Raw genomic sequence first — 22,525 nt, forward strand, 5'->3', positions numbered from 1 at the left:
CTCACGCCTGCCGCAAGCACTCGATGATGCTCAAGCGCGCCGCCCGCCAGGCCGGAATGAACCCGCCCACCACGCCCATGAACAGCGCAAACGCCAGGGTCTGCGCGGCCACACTGGCCGTGAACCGGAAGCGGAACGCCATCTCCGAGAACGTCGCATAGTTCACCGTGGACACGTCCACGCTCTGCATCAACGAGGCGGCCCCCAGCCCGATCAGCCCGCCCACCAGCGACAGACCCAAGGATTCGCCCAGGAAGGCGATCAACACCGCTTCTCGCCGGAAGCCCAGCGCTCGCAGCGTGCCAATCTCGCCAATGCGCGAGGCCACGGCCGCGAACATCGTGATCATGGCGCCCACGATGGCCCCGATCGAAAAGATCACCGACAGCGACATGCCCAGCAGCTTGATGAAGCGCGACATGGATTCCGACTGCTCGGCGTAGAACTGCGTCTCGCGCTTCACATCGAGTTGCAGGCGCGGGTCGGCGTCCACGGCCTGGCGGGCGGCATCCAACGCATCAGAGCGCGACAGGCGAAACAAAATGGTCGAGTAAGCCGGGCGGCGGAAGGCCTGCATGGCCTGGTGCGAGTCCACCCACACCTCGGAGTCAAAGGCGCTGCGCTCGGCGTCCATGATGCCCACCACCGTCCAGTCACGTCCGGCAAAGTGCAGGGTGTGGCCCACCTCGACGTCGGCAAAGCCCTTGGCCACGGCCTTGCCGGCCACGATCTCCGAGGTGCCGGGCCGGAACATGCGGCCCTCGATCAGCTTGACCTGCGGCCGCATGCTGATGCCGAACTCCGACATGCCGCGCAAGATCACATTGGCCGTGGTGCCATCGCGCTTGGGCAGGTTGTTGAGCGCCACCACCTCGCGCGACACCAGCTTGCGGCCCTGGTTGTCGGTGCCCACGCCGGGCAGGGTGTCGATGGCGTTGGCCTGGTCGCGGGTGATGTTGGAGTTGATCTCGGTGCCGGCGCCTTTGCGCATCACCACCACATTGTCGGGCTGGCCGGTGGCCACCATGGTTTCGCTGATGCCTTCGCTCATCATCAGCACGGTGGCGAACACGAACACCACCAGGGCCATGCCACCGGCGGTCAGTGCCGTGGTCACTCGGCGCACCCACAGGTTGCGCATCACGTAAGACAGGGGAATCGCTCGCATGGGTGTTCTGCCTCAGGCCACGTGGCGCAGGCCTTGCACGATGTCGATGCGCGACATCTTCCAGGCAGGCCAGGCCGCAGCCAACAGGCCCACGACCAGGGCCGCCAACGCTTGATAGAGCAGGGTGGTGTGCGACACCTCGAACACCTTGAACAAGGTGCCGGTTTGTTGCATGAACGCGGCGGTGAGCGGGAAGGTCAGCGCCATGCCCAGCGCTCCACCAATCACAGCAATCATCAGACTCTCGCCAAACAGCAGCTTCACCACGAAGGCGGGCGAGAAGCCCAGGGCCTTGAGCGTGGCGTACTCGGCCAGGCGCTCGCGCGCGGTCATCGTCATGGTGTTAGCCATCACCGCCATGATGATGAGGATCACCACAAAGCTCACCGCGCGAATGGCCATCAGCACCGTCTGGCTCATGGCGACCATGCCGAGCTGAAACGATTTCTCGGTTTCGGTCTTGGTTTCGGCATTGGAGTTGCGAAACAGCGCGTCAATCTCTTGCGAGATGGCGGATGCGCGGCTCGGGTCACTGATGCCGACCACGTACAGGGCCACCTGCTCGGCGGCGGTGCTGCCCAGGCGCTTGCGCAGGTTCTCGGACAGCAGCGACCAGTGCATCAGCATGATGCTCTCATCCGTGGCCGGGTCGGGCGAGGCGTAGATGCCGCGGATCGTGAAGCTCCAGTTGCCCGGGTAGATCGTGCCGCTCAGCGGGATGGTGTCGCCCACCTTCCAGCCAAAGCGCTGCGCCAGCTTGCGGCCAATGATGGCGCCTTGGCGGTCTGCCATGAAGGCGATGCGCTCGGCATCGCTGATCTGGTACTCGGGGTAGATGGCGAAGTAGCTGGGGCCATCGACCGCAAAACGGGCGAAGAAGTTGCGGCGGTCCAGGTAGATGCCGCCAAACCAGTTGGCCCAGGTCACGCCGCTCACGCCTTCAATTTTGCGGATGCGTTCGGCGTAGTAGCGCGGCAGCGGCTGGCCCACCGAGATGGCGCTGCGCGTGATCAGGCGGGTGCTGGAGGTGCCTTCCACGCCGGCGTACCAGGCATCCACGATGGTTCGCAGCAACCCGAAGGCGCTGATGGCCACCACCAGGCCCACCATGGTCAGCAGGGTGCGCAGCTTGTGCCGGAAGGCGTTTTTCAGCAGGAGCTTGAAGATGAACATCAGTGCGCGTCGGCTGGGTCGTCGACCAACACACCTTTTTCAAGGTGGATCATGCGGCTGGCGCGGGAGGCGGCCTTGGGGTCGTGCGTCACCATCACGATGGTCTTGCCCAGGTCGTGGTGCAGCTCGTCCATCAGGGCCAGCACCTCTTCGCCGGTGGCGCGGTCCAGGTCGCCCGTGGGCTCGTCGGCCACGATCAGCGTGGGGTCGGTCACCAAGGCGCGCGCAATGGCCACGCGCTGCTGCTGTCCGCCCGACAGTTCATTGGGGTAGTGGTCCATGCGGTCGGCCAGGCGCACCATCTCCAGCGTCGCCTCCACGTGCGCCTTGCGCTGCTTGCGGGTCAGATTGGTGAGCAGCAGGGGCAGTTCCACGTTCTCGTAGGCCGTCAGCACCGGCATCAGGTTGTAGAACTGGAAAATGAAGCCCACATTGGCGGCGCGCCAGTCGGCCAGGGCCGTTTCGTCCAGCGTGGCAATGTCCACCCCGGCGATCTGGATGGTGCCCGAGCTCGGCTGGTCAATGCCCGCGATCAGGTTGAGCAAGGTGCTCTTGCCCGAGCCGCTGGGGCCCATCAGTGAGACGAACTCGGCGCGGCGCACTTCCAGGTTGATGTCCATCAGCACCGGAATGGGCTGGCCACCGCGGCTGTAGGTCTTGGTGAGGTGGTCGATGCGGATCAGGGTGTCGCTTGACTCGTCGTGCGGGGTGCTCATACTGCGGCGCCCTCGCTTCAGGACGTGGCCAGGCGCACGCGGGCACCGTCAGACAGGCCGGCGGGTGGGGTGCCCACCAGCTTGTCGCCCGACTTGAGCTCGCCGCTGATTTCACGCAGGTCGCCCAACTGGCGCCCCAGGGTGACGGGCACGGCCTGCGCCACCTCTTTGCCGTTGACCGTGGCCAGGCGGTAGACGTGGCTCTTGCCCTGCTCGGTGACGATGGCGTTGGTGGGTACGGCCAGCACGGTCTGCTGGTCGGCGGCGCTGATGTTCTGCGACAGGAAGCTGACCTTGGCGCTCATCTCGGGCAGGATGCGGGCATCGAGCTGCTCAAAGCGGATCTTGGTCATGACCGTGGCCTTGGCCCGGTCCACCGTGGGCACGATGCCCGAGACGCGGCCCTTGAAGCGCACGCCCGGCAGCGCGTCCAGCACGATCTCGACGGGCTGACCCACCTGGGCTTTGGACAGATTGCCCTCGGACACGTCGGCCTCGACTTCGAGCGTGCTCATGTCGGCCATGGTGACCACGGCGCCTTGGGCGCCGGCCGCGCTGGACATGGGGGTGATGATGTCGCCCACGTTGGCGTTCTTGACCAGTACCACGCCGTCAAACGGGGCGCGGATTTCGGTGTAGTCCAGGGCCACTTTCTGAGCCTTGAGCTGGGCGCGGGCCTGCTCCAGCGCGGCCTGGCCGGCGGCCGCCGCAGCGAAAGCCGCCTTGTTCTTGCTCACGGTGGTGTCCACCATTTGCGGCGAGATGAAGCCCTGGCCTTCGAGGCTGCGCGCGCGCGCGGTTTCGGCGCGGGCGTTGATCAGTTGCACCCACAGTTGCTTGTGGTTGGCCTCGGCCTGCAGCACAGCGGCCTCGGCACCCAGGATGGCGGCCTGGATGTCGCTGCCATCGAGGCGGGCCAGCAGCTCACCACGCTTGACCTTGGAGCCCTCGCGCACGTTCAGCTCGATCAGCCGCCCGGAGGCTTTGGACGCGACGGCCGAGCGCCGTTGCGCCACCACGTAGCCGGAGGCGGTCAGCTGCACGTACTGCTGTGAAGGGGTACTCAAGACCACCGAGGTGGTGCTCACCTCGGTCGCGCGCGGCATCCACACATAGGCGCCTGCGCCCAGCGCCAGGGCGCCGACCACCACCCAGGGCGTCAGGTTGGACTTCTTGCGAACGGGGGCCTGTGCGCTGCGGTCGATCTTCAGTTTGGACAGGGCCGAGGGCTGGGGGACTTCACTGCTGCTCATGACGGTCGGGGCAAGATTGGGCGATCAGGCGTGCGGCGGTGATCGTGCCGCACTCCGGGTTGATGTCCTGCTGCAGCTGGCGTGCGCGTGCGTGCAGGGTGGGGTCGTGGATCAGGCGGTGCAAGGCCCGCTCAAAGGTTTTGCCGCGTGCCTTGGAGGGCGACACGCTCAGGGCTGCGCCCAGGCGCACCAGGCGGGCGGCGTTGTCGGGTTGGTCCATGCCAAAGGGCACCAGCAACTGCGGCACCCCAGCGTGCATCACCTGCGAGGAAATGCCACAGCCCGCCGTGTTGACCACCGCATGGCAGCGCGGGAACAGCGCGCCCACCGAGGCCCATGCCACGGTGATCTGGCCGGGAGGCAAGGGGGGGGGCAGCGCGTTCTGGCCGGCCAGGAAAATGGCCCGCACACCCAGGCGCTGGCACAACGCGGACCAGCCGGGGTAAAAACGCGCAGCCTGAAACCACAGTGAGGAGCCCAGGCTGAACAGCACGGGCGGGGGGCCGTCTTGAAGGAAGGTTTCGAGCTCGTCCGACAAGGGCGCCGTGTTGCCATCGAAGAAGTTGAAGCCGGCAAAGGCCACCCGGCCAGGCAGGTCGGTGGGCATGGGCTGGCGCATCATCTCGGGCGCCATCAGGGCCACGCTGCCCCGGGGCGAAATGCAGCCCTCGAAGATCGGGTTGCGCGCGGGGTCGAACATGCCGTATTCGCGGGCCTTGTCGTCCAGCGGCTTGATGAAGCTCCGGCCGGTGTTGCGCAGCGTGCGGAACCAGCGGCGGTAGCGCTCTTCGCCCAGCAGGCGCGGCCAGGGGCGCAGTGACAGGGCGTTGGAGACCACCGGTGGGTCTTGCGCGCTGTGCAAGCTCAAGGTCAGCGCCTGCAGGATGACCGAGGTCCAAGGCAGGCCGCGCTTGTGCGCCACCATGTGGGCCCAGGGGGTGGTTGGGGGGGCGACCAGCAGGTCGGCGCCTTCGCAGGCCGCGTCCAGCTCGGCGCAGATCTGGTCCATGTAGGGGTAGACCAGCTTTTCCATCACGAACTTGCCACCCAGCAACGGGTGAAAGGCCTTTTGCAGGCGCTCGGCCTGGCTCAAGCCCAGATCGCGCTCATGCTGGCTGTGGTGCGGGGCGGCGGGCGCGTATTCCACACCGTGCTCGGTCACCAGGTCGCGGAAGAAGTCGGAGGTGGCCAACACCGGCCGGTGCCCCAGCGCCTGCAATTGCTTGGCCAGGCCGATGAAGGGCACGACATCGCCATGGGTGCCGAAGGTCGTCAGCACGATGCGGCGTGAAGCGGTGTCTGGCGCGAAGCTTGGCATGAGCCCTCTGGAGTGGTCGTCAACAGCCCCTGTGTCAGCGGGGCAACCCAGACTGGATGGGCTTGTTGTCAGACTACGCCAGCGTGAAGTGCTTCACGGTTAGGGAATGCCAGATCACCCCCCCAGAAAGAGGGTGCTCTGTTCGTGGCCTGGGCTCAGGCGGTGAGGGTGCCGCCCAGGCTCAAAGTGTCGCGTGCCAACTGGGTGATGCGCTCCCAGTCGCCTGCCCGCACGGCCGAGGCCGGGGCCAGCCAGGAGCCGCCCACGCAGTCCACATTGGGCAGGGCCAGGTAGCTCGCTGCGGTGTCGAAGGTGATGCCCCCGGTCGGGCAAAACCGCGCATCGGCAAAGGGGCCGTGGAAGGCCTTGAGCATGCCCACGCCACCGGCTTGCTGGGCGGGGAAGAACTTGAAGTGGCTCAGGCCCGCGTCCATCGCGGTCATCAACTCGGAGGCGGTGGCCACGCCGGGCAGCAATGGGGTGGGCGGGCCGCTGCGCAGTGCGCTGAGCAGGCGCGGCGTCAGCCCCGGCGACACCGCCAGGTGCGCGCCTGCGTGGGCGGCGGCTTCCCATTGCTCGGGCGTGGTCACGGTGCCCGCAGCCACCAGGGCTTCGGGCACCTCGTGCGCCAGGATGCGGATCACGTCCAGCGCCGCTGGGGTGCGCAGCGTCACCTCCAGCACCTGCACACCGCCAGCCAGCAGCGCACGTGCCAGGGGCACGGCCTCATCCACCCGCTCAATCACCAGCACCGGAATCACCGGGCCGCGCGTCAGGGCCATCTCCAGCGTGAGCTCGTTTGTGTTCATGTCTCGCCTTGCTCCGTCCAGCCAAATGTCATCGCGCCTTGCTCGGCGCCGCTCACCCTTTGCCGCATGCCGGCAAACAGCTCGCGCCCCGTGCCCACATGGTAGTGACTCACATCCAGCTCGATGGGGGTGCGGGCGGCCCACTCGGCCTCGGGCACCAGGGCGTTCAACGTGCCCGCATCGGCATCCAGGCGGATCAGGTCCCCCGTGCGCACCTTGCCCAGTGGCCCGCCTGCCAGCACCTCCGGCGTCACGTGGATGGCCGCAGGCACCTTGCCCGAGGCCCCCGACATGCGCCCATCGGTTACCAGGGCCACTTTGAAGCCCTGGTCTTGCAGATTGGTCAGCAGCGGGGTGAGGGCGTGCAGCTCGGGCATGCCGTTGGCACGCGGGCCCTGGCCCAGCACCACGGCCACCAGATCGCGGTGCAACTCGCCCCGGTGATAGGCCTCTTGCAGCTCATGTTGATCGCGCAGCACCAGGGCGGGGGCTTCCACCACGCGGTGCGCGGGCTTCACCGCCGACACCTTGATGACGGCGCGGCCCAGGTTGCCCTGCAGCAGCTTGAGGCCGCCATCGGGCGAGAAGGGCGCCTGCGCGGTGGCGATGATGCTGGGGTCGCCGCTGTGCGCGGGCGCGTCCACCCAGGACAGGCTGCCGTTGTGCAACACCGGCTGCTGTGTGTAGTGCCACAGGCCCTCGGACCCGGCTACGGTGCGCACATCGGCGTGCAGCAGGCCCACGCCCAGCAACTCGCGGATGACCAAGGCCACGCCGCCTGCGGCCTGGAAGGCGTTCACATCGGCACTGCCATTGGGGTAGACACGTGCCAGCAGCGGCACGACGTTGGAGAGCGCATCAAAGTCATCCCAGTTGATGATGATGCCCGCTGCCCGTGCGATGGCCACCAGGTGCATGGTGTGGTTGGTCGAGCCGCCCGTGGCCACCAGGCCCACGATGCCGTTGACCACGGCGCGTTCGTCCACCACATGGCCCACGGGCGTGAACTGCGTGCTGTGCCGGGTGAGCTGCACCACACGCTGCGCCGAGGCGCGGGTCAAAGCCTCGCGCAGGGCCGTGCCAGGCGAGACAAAGGCTGTGCCCGGCAGGTGCAGGCCCATGATCTCCATCAGCATCTGGTTGCTGTTGGCCGTGCCATAAAAGGTGCAGGTGCCCGGCCCGTGGTACGACTTTTCTTCGGCGGCCAGCAAGGCGGCATCGTCCAGCTCGCCGGCCGCGTGGCGCTGGCGCACCTTGGCCTTTTCTTCATTGCTCTGGCCCGTGCCCATGGGGCCGCCGGGCACAAAAATGGTCGGCAGGTGGCCAAAGCTCAGGGCGCCAATCAGCAGGCCCGGCACGATCTTGTCGCACACGCCCAGGCACAGCGTGGCGTCAAACATGTTGTGGGACAAGGCCACGGCGGTGGCCATGGCGATCACGTCGCGCGAAAACAGCGACAGCTCCATGCCCGCCTGGCCTTGCGTCACCCCGTCGCACATGGCGGGCACGCCCCCGGCAAACTGTGCCGTGGCACCCACGTCGCGCGCAGCCTGCTTGATCCAGTCCGGGTACGCGGCCAGCGGCTGGTGGGCCGAGAGCATGTCGTTGTAGCTGGAGACGATGGCGATGTTGGGCGCGCGCTGTTGGCGCAGCCAGATCTTGTCGCCCTTGGGGGCCGCCGCGTAGCCGTGGGCCAGGTTGGTGCACCCCAGGTGCGATCGCTCGACCGAATCGTCTCGCGCCGCCGCGTCAATGCGCTGCACGTAGGCCACGCGGGTGGCAGCGCTGCGCGCACGGATGCGGTCGGTCACCGCTCGCACCGTGTCGTGAAGAGGGGGATGCTGAGGTGCAGTAGGCATGGCTCATTATGATGGGCCGATGCCTGACCTGTCCTGTCCCCCTTCTCTCCACCACACCTTTCACCACGCGGCCGACCCGGCCCTGCTAGCACTGGATTTGGCCGACCATGTGGCCGCTCTGCTGCGCCAGGGCTTGGCCGAGCGCGGCCGGGCGCTGTTGATCGTCTCCGGCGGGAGCACGCCGGTGCCGTTTTTCCAGGCCCTGGCCCGCTGCGCGCTCGACTGGTCGGCCGTCACGATCACCCTGGCCGATGAACGCTGGCTGCCACCGGATCACCCTGACAGCAATGAAGCCCTGGTGCGTACCCACCTGTTGAAGGCACAGGCGGCGGCCGCCCGCTTCGTGCCCCTGTACAACGGCGCGGCCACGCATGCCGAAGGTGTGCCCGCGTTGGAGGCCACCCTGGCCGCGTTGCCCTGGCCGGCCGATGCCGTGGTGCTGGGCATGGGCAGCGACGGTCACACCGCCTCGCTGTTCCCCGATGCGCCCGAGCTGCCTTATGCCCTCATCGACGCCGCCCCGGCGCGCTGCTTGGCCGTGGGGGCACCGATGCCCCCCAATGTGCCCGTGCCCCGCGTGAGCCTCACACGCCGTGCCTTGCTCGACACCCGCCAGCTCATCGTCCACCTCACCGGCGAAGACAAGCTGGAGTTGCTGCACCAGGCCATGCTGCCCGGCGACGTGGCCGAATACCCCATTCGCGCCGTGCTGCAACAGCACGCCGTGCCTTGCCACATCTTCCACGCCTGACCTTGCCGGGCTGAGCCAACCCGCCGAGCAGGCAAGAAAAAACCGCATCTGGCGGGTGGCACAGATGCGGTTGGCAGGTGAGCGAGAAGTGCTTACTTCGCCATCTTCGGGCGCAAGGTGCGCGCCGGCGAGCTGGGGAAGGAGTGACGCAGGATGCGCCACATCACCTGGCCAAACTGCTTCACCATCGAGCCCGTGTTGTAGTACTGGCCGTAGCGAGCACAGATTTCGCGCACCTGCACGGCCATCTCGGCGTAGCGGTTGGCCGGCACATCCGGGAACAGATGGTGTTCAATCTGGTGGCTCAGGTTGCCCGTCATCACGTTCAGCAAGAAGCCGCCACTCAGGTTCGACGAGCCCGCCACCTGGCGCACATACCAGTGGGCGCGGTTGTCGTTCTTCAGCACGCTCTTGGGGAAGGTCTGCACATCGGTCGTGAAGTGGCCGCAGAAGATGACCGTGTAGGTCCACAGGCTGCGGATCACGTTGGCCACAGCATTACCGGCCAGTACCACCAGGAAACCGGGGCCGGCCAGCAGCGGCCAGATCAGGTAGTCCTTGACCAGCTGACGGCGCATCTTCAACAGGGCCGGACGCGAGATCTGGAACATCTGCTTGTTCGTGACGCGGCCGGTCAACCAGCGGCCCAGGCGCAGGTCTTGAATGGCCACGCCCCACTCGAACAGGATGGCGAAGATGATGGCGTAGATCGGCTGACCCAGGCGGGCCGGGTGCCACTTCTGCTCAGGGAACAGGCGCAACACGCCATAGCCCAAGTCCTCGTCCATGCCGTGGATGTTGGTGTAGGTGTGGTGACGGAAGTTGTGCGTCTTGCGCCAGTTCTCACTGGTGCCCATGATGTCCCACTCAAAGTTCTTGCCATTGAGGTGGGGGTCACCCATCCAGTCGTACTGCCCGTGGATGACGTTGTGGCCCAACTCCATGTTGTCCAGAATCTTGGACAGGCCCAGGATCACGGCGCCCAACGCCGCGGTGCCGAACACCCAGCCCTCGGGCAGGAACCACGCCACCATCAGCAGGGCGCGGCCCAGGATCTCGGAATAGCGCACAGCCTTGTGGACGTTGCGGATGTAGCGCGCATCGCGCTCGCCCAGGTCGGCCACGGTGCGGGCGCGCAGGGCATCAATCTCGGCGCCGAAGCGCTCCAGTTCGTCGCCACTCAGAACGCGGCTGGTCGGTTTGCTCATGTCGGCAATCACTTTCACAGGTCAAGCGTGAGGTCGGTGCGGGCGCGCGTCATGCAAATGCGCACGTCCATGCCCGGCTGGGCGTCTTGTTCGCCCGTCTGCAGGTCGAGGGTGGTGCCTTCGGCGCGCGTGCACACACAGGTGTGACACACGCCCATGCGGCAACCCACCTTGGGTTTGAGGCCCTGGGCTTCCAGGGCATCCAGAATCGACAGGTTGGTGGGGATTTCCAGGTCACGCCCGCTGGCCGACAGGTGCACCTTCACCGTGGCCGTGGCGGCGTCGGCCACCGTGATGGGTGCCATGGGCGTGAAGCCCTCGGCCATGAAGCTGCGCACCTGGCCTTCGGTGAGGCTGCGGGCGGCATCCACAAAACCGCTGGGGCCGCAGGCGTACACCTGCTTGGCCGACAGGCTGCCCACCACGCGGGCCAGTTGTTCGGCACTGATCAGGCCCGACTCTTCGCCTTGCAGCAACTGCGCTTCGTTCTCCAGCACGAACTGCAGCTTGAAGCGGGGGAACTGCTTGGCCAGCTCGCGCAACTCGCGGGCGAAGCACAGCTCGGCGCGTGTCTTGGCCCAGTAGATCAGGGTCAGGTCCACCGGCATGTTTTGCGCGGCCAGGCTGCGCGTCAGGCTCATCAAGGGGGTGATGCCGCTGCCGGCGGCCAGGAACAGCCACTCGCCCTCGGGCTTGGCAGGCAAGGTCATCTCGCCAAAGGCGGGGCCCAGTTCCAGCACGTCGCCCACCTGCATGTGTTGCACGAGGTGGGTGCTGAGGACGCCCTTGTCCACACGCTTGATGGTGAGCGATAGGCGGCCATCGCGGCGCGGAATGCCCGTGAGGCTGTAGCTGCGCGTGGTGCGGCGGCCGTTGACCTCGGCGGTGACGTTGATGTGCTGACCCGGGACAAACTTGCCGCAGTGCGCGTTGGGCTTGAGCACCAGGGTGACGGTGTCGAGTGCCTCGACCTTGCGCTCGACCACGCGGGCCAGAGGGCGGTCCCACGACCAGGCCGGGTTCAGCTTGCTGACCCAGAAGTCGAAGATGCCCGGATTCACAAAAGGCGCCACCACCTTGCGCAAGGCGCTGGGTGCCACATTGGCCTGGCCACGAGAAGCTGAGAAGGAGACGGTCACAGAGGCGGTTTTTGAATCTTGATGGTTGAAGTATACGCACACACGAACATTTGTCTATACACTTGTGCATTAATTGCTGGGCGATATGATGTTGCCTTGGCCACCTCATACATGAGCGATATCCTGACCGTTCCATCTGACACCCATGTGAACAAGCCACTGGCGGCAGGCACCCCGGGGCGAAAAGCCGTCATTTCACGTGATGACATCATCGAGGCAGCGCTCAAGCTGGCTGGGCCCAACCGCAGCGTCTCATCCTTGAGTTTGCGCGAGGTGGCGCGCGAGGCCGGTATAGCCCCCAACAGCTTTTATCGACAATTCCGGGACATGGACGAGCTGGCCGTGGCCTTGATCGAGCGGGCAGGGCAGTCGCTGCGCCAGATCATCGGCGAGGCCCGCAAGCGCGCGAGCGCCGACCGCAGCGTGGTGCGGGGCTCGGTTGAGGCTTTCATGGAGCAGCTTCGCAGTGACGACAAGCTGCTGCACATGTTGCTGCGCGAAGGCTCGGTGGGCTCCGACGCCTTCAAACAGGCCGTGGACCGCCAGCTGAACTACTTTGAAGAAGAGTTGCGCCTGGACCTGATTCGCCTGGCCGAGCTCAACCAGACCGGTCTGTTCGAGCCGGCCCTGACTGCCAAAGCCATCACCCGCCTGGTGTTTGCCATTGGCGCCACGGTGATGGACGCGCCGCCCGAGAAGCTCGATGAGCTGACCGAGCAACTGGTGCTGATGGTGCGGATGATTGTGACGGGCACGCAGACCCTGGCGGTAACCGGGGTGACGGAGCGCTGAGCGCCAATCTGCGAAGCGGGCATGCACAGGGGCTGGACACGGGAAGTGGCGCAACACTTGCTTGACGTTTCACATTCATTTTGCTTTGCTGAGACGCCACCATGCTTGTTCCCACGCTCGACTCCGTGACCCTTTCCAAGATTCACCTGATTGGTGGAGAAAAGGGCGGGGTGGGCAAGTCCATGGTCTCGCGCCTGCTTGCCCAGTATTTCATTGACCAGCAACGGCCCTTTGTCGGTTTTGATACCGACCGATCGCACGGCGCGTTGATGCGCTTCTATGCCGATTACGCTTCACCCGTGCTGGTGGACCGTTACGAGGCACTCGATCAGATCATCGAGTGCGCGGTCGAGCAAGCTGGCCGTCGTGTGCTGGTGGACTTGGCCGCCCAGACGCATGAACCGCTGGTGAAGTGGATGGATGAGTCGGGTGTGCTCGACATGGCCGATCTGTCGGGTATTTCACTTTGCTACTGGCATGTGATGGACGCAGGTCGCGACTCCGTGGACCTGCTCACCCTTTTGCTGGACCGTTTTGGCCCGCGTCTGCATTACGTTCTGGTTCTCAACCAATTGCGTGGGGACGACTTCAGCATGTTGGAGAGATCTGGCCAATTGGCCCGCGCCCAGGAACTGGGTGCCAAAGTCATCACCCTCAAGCGGTTGCACGATGCAGCGGTGCAGAAAATCGATGCGGCCAACAGCAGCTTCTGGGCCGCCAAGAGTGACGCTTCGGGCGCCGGTGCGGGGCTAGGCTTGATGGACCGCCAGCGCGTCAAAATGTGGTTGAACCACGCCTTTTCGGAGATTGCCAAGGCCGATGCCTGACCTGCGCTGCCTCATGGGCGCGTTTTGAGGTCAAATCGGGTTGGAAGCAAAAAAGCCGATCGTCTTGGAGTCGTTTGAAGTGCAGTTCAACCTTGCGAGCCTTTTCACCGCGTTCACTCTGGTGGCGACACCGTTTGCCAGCCATGCGGGTCTGTACAAGTGCGTGGACGCAGCTGGGAAGATCAGCTTTCAGGAGCGAGCTTGCCCGCACACCAGTGCCAGCTCCGAAATTGCCGTCAAGGGTGTCAAACCAGCCATCTCCGATAAAGACAAAGCAGGGGTGGTTGGACGAGGCATGGAGACCGCGTCAACAGGCACGACAAGAGACCAAGCCGGCACATCCCTGGTCGAGATCAACAAGGCGTCACAAGCTGACTTGCAAGGGGTCGTTGGCGAGAAAGCCGCCGCGCAGATTCTGGCCGAGCGAAACAATGGCCGCTTCCGTGACTGGGCCGATGTGGTTCACCGCGTCGTCGCACTCAGCGCTGCGCAGACGGCGGTCGTGGCATCCGTCAGCGGCTTGACGGTGAATGGCAAGAGCCTGGACGGCGCGCCGCCCAATCCGGCGATGGCCACCATGATGAAGGGGCGCCGCCGCTGAGGCGAGGCATCCATTCAACGAAGGTTTGCAATCCATCCCAGAGGTTCAACGATGACGTGCTGTGTGACGAATCAAGGTCAGCCCATCACCCTCCGGGACGAGACCGCGGCCGATGTGCAGGCCATCACCGCTGTCACCATCGCGGCCTTCGAACCCTTGGAGATCAGCGGCCACACCGAGCAGTTCGTGGTGGCGGCGCTCCGTGCGACGGGTGCCCTGTCGGTGTCCTTGGTGGCCGAGGTGGCTGGGACGGTGGTCGGGCACATTGCCTTCTCACCCATCACCCTGTCAGACGGCTCGCCTCACTGGTATGGCCTGGGCCCGGTGTCGGTCTTGCCAGCGTACCAGCGACAAGGCATTGGCAAAGCCCTCATTCACGAAGGGCTGGCCCGACTGAAGTCAATGCAGGCGCAAGGGTGTTGCCTGGTAGGCCATCCGGGTTACTACACGAAGTTCGGTTTCCAGAACGTGACTGGCCTGGTGCTGGAGGGGGTGCCGCCAGAGGTGTTCTTCACACTCTCGTTCAGCGGCCACCTGCCCCAAGGCACAGTCGCCTTTCATCCCGCCTTTCTCGCAACGGCTTAGTCCTTGGGCGTCAGGCCGCTGGCGCTGCGTTCTGCGTGGCGGCTGCAATGTCCCGCAGCGCACGCTCATAGACCTCCACAGGCTGTCCGCCCGAGATCAGGTGTCGGTCGTTCACGATCACGGCCGGCACGGCGTGGATGCCGTGACTGGTGTAAAACGACTCCTGTTCGCGCACCGCGTCGGCAAACTCATCGCTTTGCAAGATGGCTTGGGCGCGGTCCACATCCAGCCCGGCCGCGGCCACAGCGGCCAGCAGCACCTCGGGCTGATCCATGGCTTGACGGTCGCGGTGGCAGGCTTGCAGCAGCGCCAGTTTCAAAGTGACTTGCCGCTCGGGGTGGGCCACGCCCGCCCAGTGCAGCAGCCGGTGTGCCTGAAAGGTGTTGTAGATGCGGCCGCGGCCTTCGGGGCTGAACTCAAACCCGACCTCGGCGCCACGCTGGCGAATGGTCTCCCTGATCTGGGCCTGTTGCGCCACGGTGCTGCCGTACTTCTCGCTCAGGTGCTCGCCAATGTCCTGGCCGCCCGGGCCCATGTGCGGGTTCAGCTCAAAGGGCTGGCACTGCAGTTGCGCCTGGACACCGTTTTGCACGCGCGCCAGTGCCTGCTGCAGCGATGACAGCCCGATGGCGCACCAGGGGCAGGAGATGTCGGACACAAAATCGATTTTGAGCGTGGCAGTCATGGTGTGAGGGCGCGGCAAAGAGGTCAATCATCGTACCCAAGCCGTGAAATCCAGCCGGTTGATGCGGTCATGGGCTCAGGGTTCACCCGGTTTGTGGATGCCCTGTGCCCCGTCGGACACACCTTCCTCTTGCACTTGCGTTATGGTTTCAGTTCACATGACCATTCCATCCGAGGACGCTGATGTTCTGCACGCAATGTGGCGCTCAAAACCACCCTGAAGACAAGTTCTGTGCCGCGTGCGGCGCGCCAGCAGGTCCCGCACGACAAGATCGCCCGCCCGTTGGCCATCCGGGTCAGCATATGCAAGTGGGCCAACAGTTTGGCCACAACAGGAGCACAAGCATGGATTGGTACGTCACGGCGCTGAAGAAATACGCGGTGTTCAGCGGTCGCGCGCAGCGGGCCGAATACTGGTACTTCGTGCTCTTCAATCTGTTGGTGATGATTGGTCTGGCCATTGTGGACAGCATCACGGGCAGCTTCAGTGGGGACATGGGCATGGGGCTGTTGAGCGGCCTGTACTATCTGGGGGTGCTGGTGCCCAGCGTGGCCGTGACGGTGCGCCGCTTGCACGACACCAGTCGCAGTGGCTGGTGGCTGCTCATCGGTCTCATCCCCCTCGTGGGTGGCTTGATCCTGCTGTATGTCATGGTGCAAGACAGCAAGCCAGGCACCAATCAATATGGGCTCAACCCCAAGGGGCTGAGCTGAACGCGTTCTGGAGGTGCTTTCATGGCCATCGGCTGGCTCACTGTTCTTTCTCAGGTTCCCTGGACCGAGGTCATCAACAACGCGCCCAAAGTGGCCGATGGGGCCAAGAAGCTGTGGAAGTCGGTGGCCGGCAAGTCGGCGGGGGCATCGGCCTCGACAGGCGCCAGCCAGGTGCCCGCTTCGGCAGAGGCGCTCTCACCCGTCGCCATGGAGGCCCGCATCCGCGAGCTCGAAGGGGTGGTGGCGGAGTTGCACACACAGATGGTGGCTTCGTCGGAATTGATGAAGCAACTGGCCGAACAGAACACCCAACTGGTGCAGCGCATCGAGGTCAATCGCGTGCGCACGCTGTGGCTGGCGGCGCTCAGTGTGGCGGGCCTGGTGGCCGCGGTGGTGGCCTTGTCGATTCAGCCCTAGTCTGGCAGAGTGTCTCGAGCGACGGTTTCAACCTCAGGAGATCCGAGATGGCAGCGACGTTCGAGTTGAGCAAAAGCAGTGATGGGCAGTTTCGGTTCACGCTCAAGGGCGACAACGGTGAAACAGTTCTGACCAGTGAGCTGTATCACACCAAGGCGTCGGCCGAAAACGGCATTGCCTCGGTGAAGACCAACGCGGGCAACGATGCCCGTTACGAGCGTCTGGTGGCGGCCAATGGCAAGCCTTATTTCAACCTGAAGGCGGCCAACGGTCAGGTCATCGGCAGCAGCCGCCTGTACGAGGTGGAAACCTCGCGTGAGGCGGTGATTGCCTCCACGAAGCTGCAAGCGGCCACGGCCGAGGTCAAGGATCTGACCTGAGCTCGTTGCGGGTCAGTGCCGAGGCAAAGCACAGCTGGTTGCGGCCGCTTTGCTTGGCGAAGTACATGGCCTGATCGGCCGCGGCAATCAAGGCCGTCATGTCCGTGGCATCGTTGGGGAAGCAGCTGATGCCGATGCTGCCGCCGCAGTTCAGCAGGTGACCGGCATAGGGCAAGGGCTGTTTCAGCGCCTCCACCATGCGTTGGGCGATCTGGGTGATCTCGGCCAGGTCGTCGGCGCCATCGAGCAAGATGATGAACTCGTCGCCCCCCAGGCGCGCCACGGTGTCGACCTCGCGCACCAGGGCGCTCATGCGCGTGCTCATCATGGTCAGCACGTCATCGCCAGCCGCGTGCCCCAGTGTGTCGTTGATGTCCTTGAAGTTGTCCAGGTCGATGAAGAGCAGGGCCAGCTGACCCTGGTTGCGTCGCGCACGAGCGAGGGCCTGGTGGAGTCGGTCCATGAACAGGCGGCGGTTGGGCAGACCTGTGAGGGCATCATGGCTGGCGAGCCGGTCCAGCTCCTGTTGTTTGAGCTCCAGTGCGGCGAACTGACCTCTGATTTGGGACTGCATCTCTTCCATGGCGCGGGCCAGGGTGCCGAACTCGTCCTGACGGGCCACGGGCAGGGGCAGCGGCGCATCGTGCGCCCCCTGGCCGAATTCGCGCAGGGAACGCAGCAGTTGTTGCAGGGGCTCGGACAGCCTGCGCGCCAGCAGGGCGGCCAGCACGATGGCCAAGGCGCTGAAGGCCAGCACGATGCGCAGGCTGGTGCGGCCCAGTTGTTCGGCATCGGCCAGCACGGAGCGCAGTGGCTGGCCCAGGCCGATCACGAAGCCTTCATCGTTGTGCAGTCCGACCAGGGGCTGGCGCACAAAGGCGGCAACCAGGGCACGTTCCGGGGTGTCGGCCGACTGGATGGTGACCAACTGCTGGACGCCTGCTTGCTCCGCGGGTTCACCGATCAGCTTGCGGGTGTCGGGGAAGGCATCCTGCACCAGCGCGCGCTGGCCGCGGTCAAAGGCGAACGCCTGCTGCGGGTCGGGGTGGATGAGAAAGTCACCCTCGCTGTTGCTCAGGTACAGGCGCAAGGTGTCAGGGAGGTCGGCCGCCAGTTGCTTGAACAAGCGGTCCAGGTCGATGTTGACCACGACCAAGCCCAGCACCTGTTGCTGCGCGTCGAACACGGGGGTGGCCACCTGCAGTGAAGGACGTTGCTGGCCCGCGTGGGCGCCCATTTCGTGGTTGATGCTGGCGCGGGAGACGTAAATCGCGCCTGCAGGCAGCCTCAGCGTTTCCACCACGTAGGGGTAGTGGCCTTTTTCCTGCAAAGCGTCTTCAACAACGCGGACCAGGCCCTCTTCACTGCGGTCCACGCGCACACGCTCGGCGCCATGGTCGGCGGCCGCGATCAGTCGCATCTGAAAGTACTCAGGGTGGGTGCGCAAAATGGTGTCAAACAGCGCGGCCATGGTGCTGCCGCGCACATTTGGCTGCTGTTGCGCCCAGGTCTGCAGCAGGCCTGCGGTCCCGGGGTGCTGGGCCACCATCAGCGCGTCGCGGCTGGCGCTGTCCAGTCCGACGCTGAGCTGGCGTGCCAGCACGCGGGTGGCCGTCAACAGGCGTTGCTCGGCGGCCGATTGCAGCAGCGCCCGGCTTTCGGTGTAGCCGTAGTAGCCCGTGAGCCCAGAGGCCAGCACCCCGATCAGGGCCATGGCAATGCCCGTGCGCCAGACGATGCCGAGCTTCATGGCGCCATCACCTTGCTCAGGGTGGCGCCCGCATGGATGCGGGCCCACAGTTGTTCGCGCCGCGCGGTGTTTTCGACGGGTTGCAGCCAGATGAGATTGCCGCTGTCGTCGTTCTTGACGATGGGGCTCACGGTGTTGGCCAGGCCTTGGCGCGTGACGAGCAGGCGGCTGGCGGTATCGCCCAGGAGGTGGTCGATCCAGGCATGGGCCAGGTTCACATGGCGGGCGTTGCGCGGAATGGCCCAGCAGTCCAGCCAGGCGAGGGCGCCTTCACGGGGGATGACGTAGCCGACGTTGACCCCGGCAGCGCGCAACAGGTGCACTTGCTGCATGCCGTAGTTGGCAAACATGAGGGCGGCCTTGTGACGCAGGAACAGCCGGACCGACTCGTCGGGCTGGGTGTAGAAGCCCAGCGCGTTGCGGCGCAGTTCGATGAGCTTGGTCACGGCGGCTTCGGTGTCTTGCGGGGGGAGGCGGAAGGGCGTCGACCCACCCATGGCCAAGGCGGCCAGCGAGAAGTTGTGGGTGCCGCCGTTGTATGCAATCACCTTGCCCCGCCATTGGGGGTCCCAGAGTGCGCCGATGGAGTCGGGGGCAGTCGTGACTTGCCGTTTGTCGTAAATCAGGCCCATGGCAGAGTAGGTGTACGGGATGGCGTATACCTGTGCGCCTTTGGCCGTGGTACGCACCAGGCCGGGGATGGCGCCCACCTGCCGAAAACGGGGCTGCTGGCGTTCGGTGTGGGGGATGCGGGTGGTGTCAATGGGTTGAACGCGGTTGCTGGCCACGTAGCGCTGCAACTCGGCGGTGTTGACCGCAAAGACGTCAAATCCAGGCCCGCTGGAGGCGGTGATTTTTTGCCAGAGCACCTCGTCGGTGTCGACGGTGGTGAGCTCGACCCGGGTGTGGGTCTGCGCTTCGAACTCCTTGATCACCTCCGGTTCGGCGTATCCGGGCCAGGCCAGCACGCGCAGCAGGGGCGTGCCGGTGTCAGCCCGCACCATCGTAGGCAGAGACGTCAGAAGGGGGAGGCAGAGGGCGGCCCCGACGCGCAACAACAAACGGCGCAATTGGACGAATCTCCGTGAGGGTGGGCGTGGCGCTGGCGCGCTTTCGCATGTCCGATTTCGTGAATATAGCGGGAAGACCGCTCTCTGTAAGCAAAAGGAAAAATCGGGCATTCCCTGTGTGTGCTGGATGCACCACCGAGGGAGGTGCCAGAGAGGCGTAGACTCGTTACGGTCTGCCGACTTGTACCCCTTGCGCCCATGAAACACATCCAGTTCACCCTGATCGGGTTGATTCTTCTTTTGTCCGGTTTGTGGCTGGCGGCGGACACGGTCTGGTCAGACGCGTTTGCCATCTTCACCTTCCGCACCTCGATGCTGAATTACACGGGCATCCTGGCGGTTGGGGCCATGAGCGTGGCCATGCTGCTGGCCTTGCGCCCTCGCGGTCGCATCGAGTCCTTTTTGGGCGGGCTCGACAAGTCGTACCGCTTGCACAAGTGGCTGGGCATCACCGCATTGGTGTCGGCCATTGCGCACTGGTTGTGGGTGGAGGCCGTGAAGTGGGCGGTGGGCTGGGGCTGGCTGGAGAAGCCGGCCCGCAAGGGCGCGCGTCCGGTGTATGAAGGCTTGCAAGGCTGGCTGCAAGGGCAGCGCGGTCTGGCCGAAGACCTGGGCGAATGGGCGTTCTATGCGGCCGTGGTGATGATCGGCCTGGCTTTGATCAAGCGCTTTCCCTATCGCTACTTCTTCAAGACGCACCGCTGGCTGGCGGTGGTCTATCTGGTGCTGGTGTATCACTCGGTGGTGCTGATGAAGTTCAGCTACTGGACGCAAGGCATCGGCCCGGTGATGGCGGTGTTGCTGGCCGGGGGCACCGTGGCCGCAGTGGTGAGCCTGACGCGTCGCGTGGGCCAGACCCGTCGTGCGGTGGCTGTGGTGAACGAGGTGGAGTACCACACTGACAACCGGGTGCTGCGCGTGGCCGTGAGCTTGCAGGGGCAGTGGCCGGGCCATCAGGCCGGACAGTTTGCGTTCGTTACCCTGAATCCGGCGGAGGGGCCGCATCCGTTCACGATTTCGTCGGCCTGGAAGGGCGACGGCAAGATGTTCTTCCTGATCAAGGCCCTGGGCGACTACACGAATACCTTGCCAGCCACCGTGAAGGTGGGCGACGCGGTGCAGGTGGAGGGTCCCTATGGGCGTTTCTCGTTCGGGGGGCGTCACCCCCGCCAGATCTGGGTGGCCGGCGGCATCGGCATCACGCCCTTCATTGCGCGCATGCAGGCCCTGTGCGAGAAACCCGATGGCAAGGCGATTGACCTGTTTTACAGCACCAGTGCCCCCGATGCCGAGTTCATCCGCCGCTTGCGCCAGCGTGCCGAGCAGGCCGGCGTCAGGCTGCATGTGGTGATTGCGGCCGAGCAGGGGCGCCTGACGCCGCAGCGCATCCGTGAGCTGGTGCCGGCTTGGGCCGACGCCAGCGTCTGGTTCTGCGGGCCGGCCGGGTTTGGGCAGACCTTGCGGGAGGATTGGGTGGCACAAGGGCGTTCACCCGATGACTTCCACCAGGAATTGTTCGAGATGCGTTGAGCGGGGCGGGGCAAGATGATCCAGGGTATGGCGCTGCTGGTGGCCGGGCAGTTGATGGGTGAGGCGGTGGTGGCGGTCACGGGCTTGCCCGTGCCGGGTTCGGTGGTGGGCATGGTGTTGGTGCTGTTGGCGCTGCTGGCCAGGAAGGGGCACTTGCCCGAACTGCGCCGGGCGGGGTCCACGATGTTGTTGCTGGTGCCGCTGCTGCTGGTGCCCGTCAGCGTGGGCATCATGGAGCAGGCCGATGTGCTGCAAGCCAGTTGGTGGCCACTCACGGCGGCCTTGCTGGTGAGCACCGTGGCGGGCATGGTCGCCACGGGCCTGACCATTCGCTGGCTGCGCAAGCTCGACGGAAAGCAGGCCCGTGATGTTTGATTTGTGGTCGGCACTGTGGCATCAGGCCTCATCGGCGGTGCTGCAACACCAGTTGTTTCCGCTGTTCCTGACCCTGGCCGCCTATGCCGTGGCCACTTGGTTGTACCGCCAGGCGGGGCAGTCGCCTTTTGTGCACCCGCTGGTGCTGTCGGTGGCGATGGTCATCGTGGCGCTGAAGGGGCTGGGCATCTCATACGCACACTATTTCGAGGCCACCAAGTTCCTGCACTGGTTGCTGGGCTTGTCCATCGTGTCCTTGGCCATTCCGCTCTACACGGAGTTGCAACATGTTGGCACGCGTTGGCGCAGCACCCTGGCCGCCATTGCGGTGGGCGGGGTGGTCAGTGTGGTCACGGCCATGCTGGTGGCCCACTGCTTGGGTGGCAGCCGCGAGCTGGTGCTGGCCCTGAGCACCAAATCGGTGACCACCGCACTGGCCACCGTGCTGGCGCACGAAGTGGGGGCCAATGTGGCCTTGGCCGCCACCATCGTGCTGGTGACCGGTTTGCTGGGCGCGGTGGTGGGGCCGTGGTTGTTCTCGCGCCTGCTGCCGGGGGACGATGCGGGCCTGGGCACGGCGCTGGGCACCTGCGCCCACGCCATTGGCACCTCACGTGCCTTGCAGATTGGTGAAACCTGCGGCGCGTTTTCGGCGCTGGCCATGGGGCTCAACGGGCTGTTGACTGCCTTGCTGCTGCCCATCTTGCTGGCGTGGTGGGGAGGGTGATGGATTTGGCGTGAAATCCCCCTCGACTCCTGACGAGTCACGCAAAAGAGGGTGGCGCGTCAGAACGGTGCACGTTCCAATTCCGGATCTGGCTGTGGCGCATGGCGCCGAAAGGGATTCACCGTGCACATCAAGGTCTCAAACACGCTCGCCTCCCTGATGCTGGCAGGGGTCGCAGCGCTGCCGTTGGCAGCCCAGGCAGGTCATGTGGTCATCGATGGCGACCGATCTACCGTCGTCCTCACGGGCGTCGACAGCGCCACCGTGGTGCCAGGAGCAAACATTGCTTGGCTTCACGCACGTGATCAATCTCAAGTCACGATGACGGGTGGCGATGTGTCATGGCTGAACGTCTACGACCAGGCATCAGTGACCATTTCGGGGGCGAATGCGATCAGTTGGCTGGTGATCAACAGTGAAGAGGCCGCCATCGAGATCCAGGCGTCCAATGTGACCTACTCCGGTGGACATCTGTCGGGGGTGTGGGGCAATGGCCAGTCGTTTCACTTTTGGGCCCTGTATCAGTCAACGCTGTCGGATCCCCTCAGCGGCCAGTGGTCCGTGATGCCGTCGAACATCACCATCACCGCCGTGCCTGAGCCCGGCACATGGGCGTTGATGAGCCTGGGGCTCTTGGGCGTGGGGGCACTGGCTCGCCGACGTCAGGCGTGACTGTGAG

The 22,525-nt window shown here is 65.1% G+C and carries 24 protein-coding genes and 1 pseudogene; 13 read left to right on the forward strand and 12 right to left on the reverse strand.

Annotated features, from left to right (window positions below):
• Position 1: 1 nt before the first annotated feature.
• The 7 genes from AC3WW4_RS07140 to edd all read right to left on the reverse strand — a co-directional run bounded on the left by AC3WW4_RS07140 (position 2) and on the right by edd (position 8,296).
• A complete protein-coding gene (locus AC3WW4_RS07140) occupies positions 2 to 1,168 on the reverse strand; it encodes an ABC transporter permease (RefSeq protein ID WP_488827686.1) in 1,167 nt (388 codons plus the stop codon).
• A gap of 12 nt (positions 1,169 to 1,180) precedes the next feature.
• Positions 1,181 to 2,341, reverse strand: coding sequence for an ABC transporter permease (locus tag AC3WW4_RS07145; protein WP_488827687.1), 1,161 nt, complete (start codon positions 2,339 to 2,341; stop codon positions 1,181 to 1,183).
• The gene (locus AC3WW4_RS07150; RefSeq protein ID WP_488827689.1) at positions 2,341 to 3,057 is read right to left on the reverse strand and encodes an ABC transporter ATP-binding protein; all 717 of its coding nucleotides are present in this window, start codon (positions 3,055 to 3,057) and stop codon (positions 2,341 to 2,343) included. Before AC3WW4_RS07150 ends, AC3WW4_RS07145 begins: the two co-directional genes overlap by 1 nt.
• A gap of 17 nt (positions 3,058 to 3,074) precedes the next feature.
• Positions 3,075 to 4,310 (reverse strand): efflux RND transporter periplasmic adaptor subunit, encoded by a 1,236-nt coding sequence (locus AC3WW4_RS07155; RefSeq protein WP_488827690.1) that lies wholly within the window; start codon positions 4,308 to 4,310, stop codon positions 3,075 to 3,077.
• Positions 4,297 to 5,628, reverse strand: coding sequence for a glycosyltransferase (locus AC3WW4_RS07160; RefSeq protein ID WP_488827691.1), 1,332 nt, complete (start codon positions 5,626 to 5,628; stop codon positions 4,297 to 4,299). Before AC3WW4_RS07160 ends, AC3WW4_RS07155 begins: the two co-directional genes overlap by 14 nt.
• Before the next feature lie 155 nt (positions 5,629 to 5,783).
• Positions 5,784 to 6,437, reverse strand: a complete 654-nt coding sequence (locus AC3WW4_RS07165; protein WP_488827692.1) for a bifunctional 4-hydroxy-2-oxoglutarate aldolase/2-dehydro-3-deoxy-phosphogluconate aldolase — start codon at positions 6,435 to 6,437, stop codon at positions 5,784 to 5,786.
• The gene (gene edd / locus AC3WW4_RS07170) at positions 6,434 to 8,296 is read right to left on the reverse strand and encodes a phosphogluconate dehydratase (protein ID WP_488827693.1); all 1,863 of its coding nucleotides are present in this window, start codon (positions 8,294 to 8,296) and stop codon (positions 6,434 to 6,436) included. Before edd ends, AC3WW4_RS07165 begins: the two co-directional genes overlap by 4 nt.
• Before the next feature lie 19 nt (positions 8,297 to 8,315).
• On the opposite strand from edd, the gene pgl reads away from it, so the two are divergent.
• The gene (gene pgl / locus AC3WW4_RS07175) at positions 8,316 to 9,047 is read left to right on the forward strand and encodes a 6-phosphogluconolactonase (RefSeq protein WP_488827694.1); all 732 of its coding nucleotides are present in this window, start codon (positions 8,316 to 8,318) and stop codon (positions 9,045 to 9,047) included.
• 92 nt (positions 9,048 to 9,139) lie between these two features.
• Here the strand turns inward: pgl and AC3WW4_RS07180 are convergent, their stop codons facing one another.
• Positions 9,140 to 10,255: a fatty acid desaturase family protein gene (locus tag AC3WW4_RS07180; RefSeq protein WP_488827695.1), complete on the reverse strand. Its 1,116-nt coding sequence runs from the start codon at positions 10,253 to 10,255 to the stop codon at positions 9,140 to 9,142.
• A gap of 14 nt (positions 10,256 to 10,269) precedes the next feature.
• A complete protein-coding gene (locus tag AC3WW4_RS07185) occupies positions 10,270 to 11,394 on the reverse strand; it encodes a ferredoxin reductase (RefSeq protein ID WP_488827696.1) in 1,125 nt (374 codons plus the stop codon).
• 111 nt (positions 11,395 to 11,505) lie between these two features.
• Between AC3WW4_RS07185 and fabR the strand changes: the two genes are divergently transcribed.
• From fabR to AC3WW4_RS07205, 4 genes are all read left to right on the forward strand, one after another.
• Positions 11,506 to 12,186 carry an HTH-type transcriptional repressor FabR gene (fabR, locus tag AC3WW4_RS07190; protein WP_488827697.1) on the forward strand — a complete coding sequence of 227 codons (681 nt, stop codon included), beginning with the start codon at positions 11,506 to 11,508 and terminating at the stop codon, positions 12,184 to 12,186.
• A 101-nt stretch (positions 12,187 to 12,287) separates the two neighbouring features.
• Complete coding sequence (locus AC3WW4_RS07195; protein ID WP_488827698.1) at positions 12,288 to 13,013, forward strand: P-loop NTPase family protein; 726 nt, start codon at positions 12,288 to 12,290, stop codon at positions 13,011 to 13,013.
• Positions 13,014 to 13,053: 40 nt separating this feature from the next.
• Positions 13,054 to 13,614, forward strand: a complete 561-nt coding sequence (locus AC3WW4_RS07200; protein WP_488827699.1) for a DUF4124 domain-containing protein — start codon at positions 13,054 to 13,056, stop codon at positions 13,612 to 13,614.
• Between the two features lie 63 nt (positions 13,615 to 13,677).
• Positions 13,678 to 14,199, forward strand: a complete 522-nt coding sequence (locus AC3WW4_RS07205) for a GNAT family N-acetyltransferase (RefSeq protein ID WP_488827700.1) — start codon at positions 13,678 to 13,680, stop codon at positions 14,197 to 14,199.
• A 10-nt stretch (positions 14,200 to 14,209) separates the two neighbouring features.
• Here AC3WW4_RS07205 and AC3WW4_RS07210 read toward each other — a convergent pair whose 3' ends face one another.
• Positions 14,210 to 14,884, reverse strand: a complete 675-nt coding sequence (locus AC3WW4_RS07210; RefSeq protein WP_488827701.1) for a DsbA family oxidoreductase — start codon at positions 14,882 to 14,884, stop codon at positions 14,210 to 14,212.
• Between the two features lie 182 nt (positions 14,885 to 15,066).
• Between AC3WW4_RS07210 and AC3WW4_RS07215 the strand changes: the two are divergent.
• From AC3WW4_RS07215 to AC3WW4_RS07230, 4 genes and pseudogenes are all read left to right on the forward strand, one after another.
• Positions 15,067 to 15,129 (forward strand): annotated as a pseudogene (locus AC3WW4_RS07215) (zinc-ribbon domain-containing protein); the annotation flags it as partial.
• 99 nt (positions 15,130 to 15,228) lie between these two features.
• Entirely contained in the window at positions 15,229 to 15,597 is a 369-nt protein-coding gene (locus AC3WW4_RS07220) for a DUF805 domain-containing protein (RefSeq protein WP_488829701.1), read from the forward strand.
• Between the two features lie 21 nt (positions 15,598 to 15,618).
• The gene (locus AC3WW4_RS07225; protein WP_488827702.1) at positions 15,619 to 16,014 is read left to right on the forward strand and encodes a hypothetical protein; all 396 of its coding nucleotides are present in this window, start codon (positions 15,619 to 15,621) and stop codon (positions 16,012 to 16,014) included.
• A gap of 47 nt (positions 16,015 to 16,061) precedes the next feature.
• Positions 16,062 to 16,394 (forward strand): YegP family protein, encoded by a 333-nt coding sequence (locus tag AC3WW4_RS07230; RefSeq protein WP_488827704.1) that lies wholly within the window; start codon positions 16,062 to 16,064, stop codon positions 16,392 to 16,394.
• Here AC3WW4_RS07230 and AC3WW4_RS07235 read toward each other — a convergent pair.
• Entirely contained in the window at positions 16,378 to 18,144 is a 1,767-nt protein-coding gene (locus AC3WW4_RS07235; RefSeq protein WP_488827705.1) for a diguanylate cyclase domain-containing protein, read from the reverse strand. The two genes, AC3WW4_RS07230 and AC3WW4_RS07235, sit on opposite strands and share 17 nt — an antisense overlap.
• Positions 18,141 to 19,148: an extracellular solute-binding protein gene (locus AC3WW4_RS07240; RefSeq protein WP_488827706.1), complete on the reverse strand. Its 1,008-nt coding sequence runs from the start codon at positions 19,146 to 19,148 to the stop codon at positions 18,141 to 18,143. The genes AC3WW4_RS07235 and AC3WW4_RS07240 overlap by 4 nt, the downstream gene beginning before the upstream one ends.
• A gap of 264 nt (positions 19,149 to 19,412) precedes the next feature.
• Between AC3WW4_RS07240 and AC3WW4_RS07245 the strand changes: the two genes are divergently transcribed.
• From AC3WW4_RS07245 to AC3WW4_RS07260, 4 genes are all read left to right on the forward strand, one after another.
• Positions 19,413 to 20,744 carry a ferredoxin reductase family protein gene (locus AC3WW4_RS07245; RefSeq protein WP_488827707.1) on the forward strand — a complete coding sequence of 444 codons (1,332 nt, stop codon included), beginning with the start codon at positions 19,413 to 19,415 and terminating at the stop codon, positions 20,742 to 20,744.
• A 27-nt stretch (positions 20,745 to 20,771) separates the two neighbouring features.
• Entirely contained in the window at positions 20,772 to 21,119 is a 348-nt protein-coding gene (locus AC3WW4_RS07250) for a CidA/LrgA family protein (protein ID WP_488827708.1), read from the forward strand.
• Entirely contained in the window at positions 21,112 to 21,846 is a 735-nt protein-coding gene (locus tag AC3WW4_RS07255; RefSeq protein WP_488827709.1) for an LrgB family protein, read from the forward strand. Before AC3WW4_RS07250 ends, AC3WW4_RS07255 begins: the two co-directional genes overlap by 8 nt.
• A 123-nt stretch (positions 21,847 to 21,969) precedes the next feature.
• Positions 21,970 to 22,518, forward strand: coding sequence for a PEP-CTERM sorting domain-containing protein (locus AC3WW4_RS07260; RefSeq protein WP_488827710.1), 549 nt, complete (start codon positions 21,970 to 21,972; stop codon positions 22,516 to 22,518).
• The last annotated feature ends 7 nt before the right edge of the window (positions 22,519 to 22,525 follow it).

This window comes from Aquabacterium sp. TM01, from assembly GCF_057808345.1.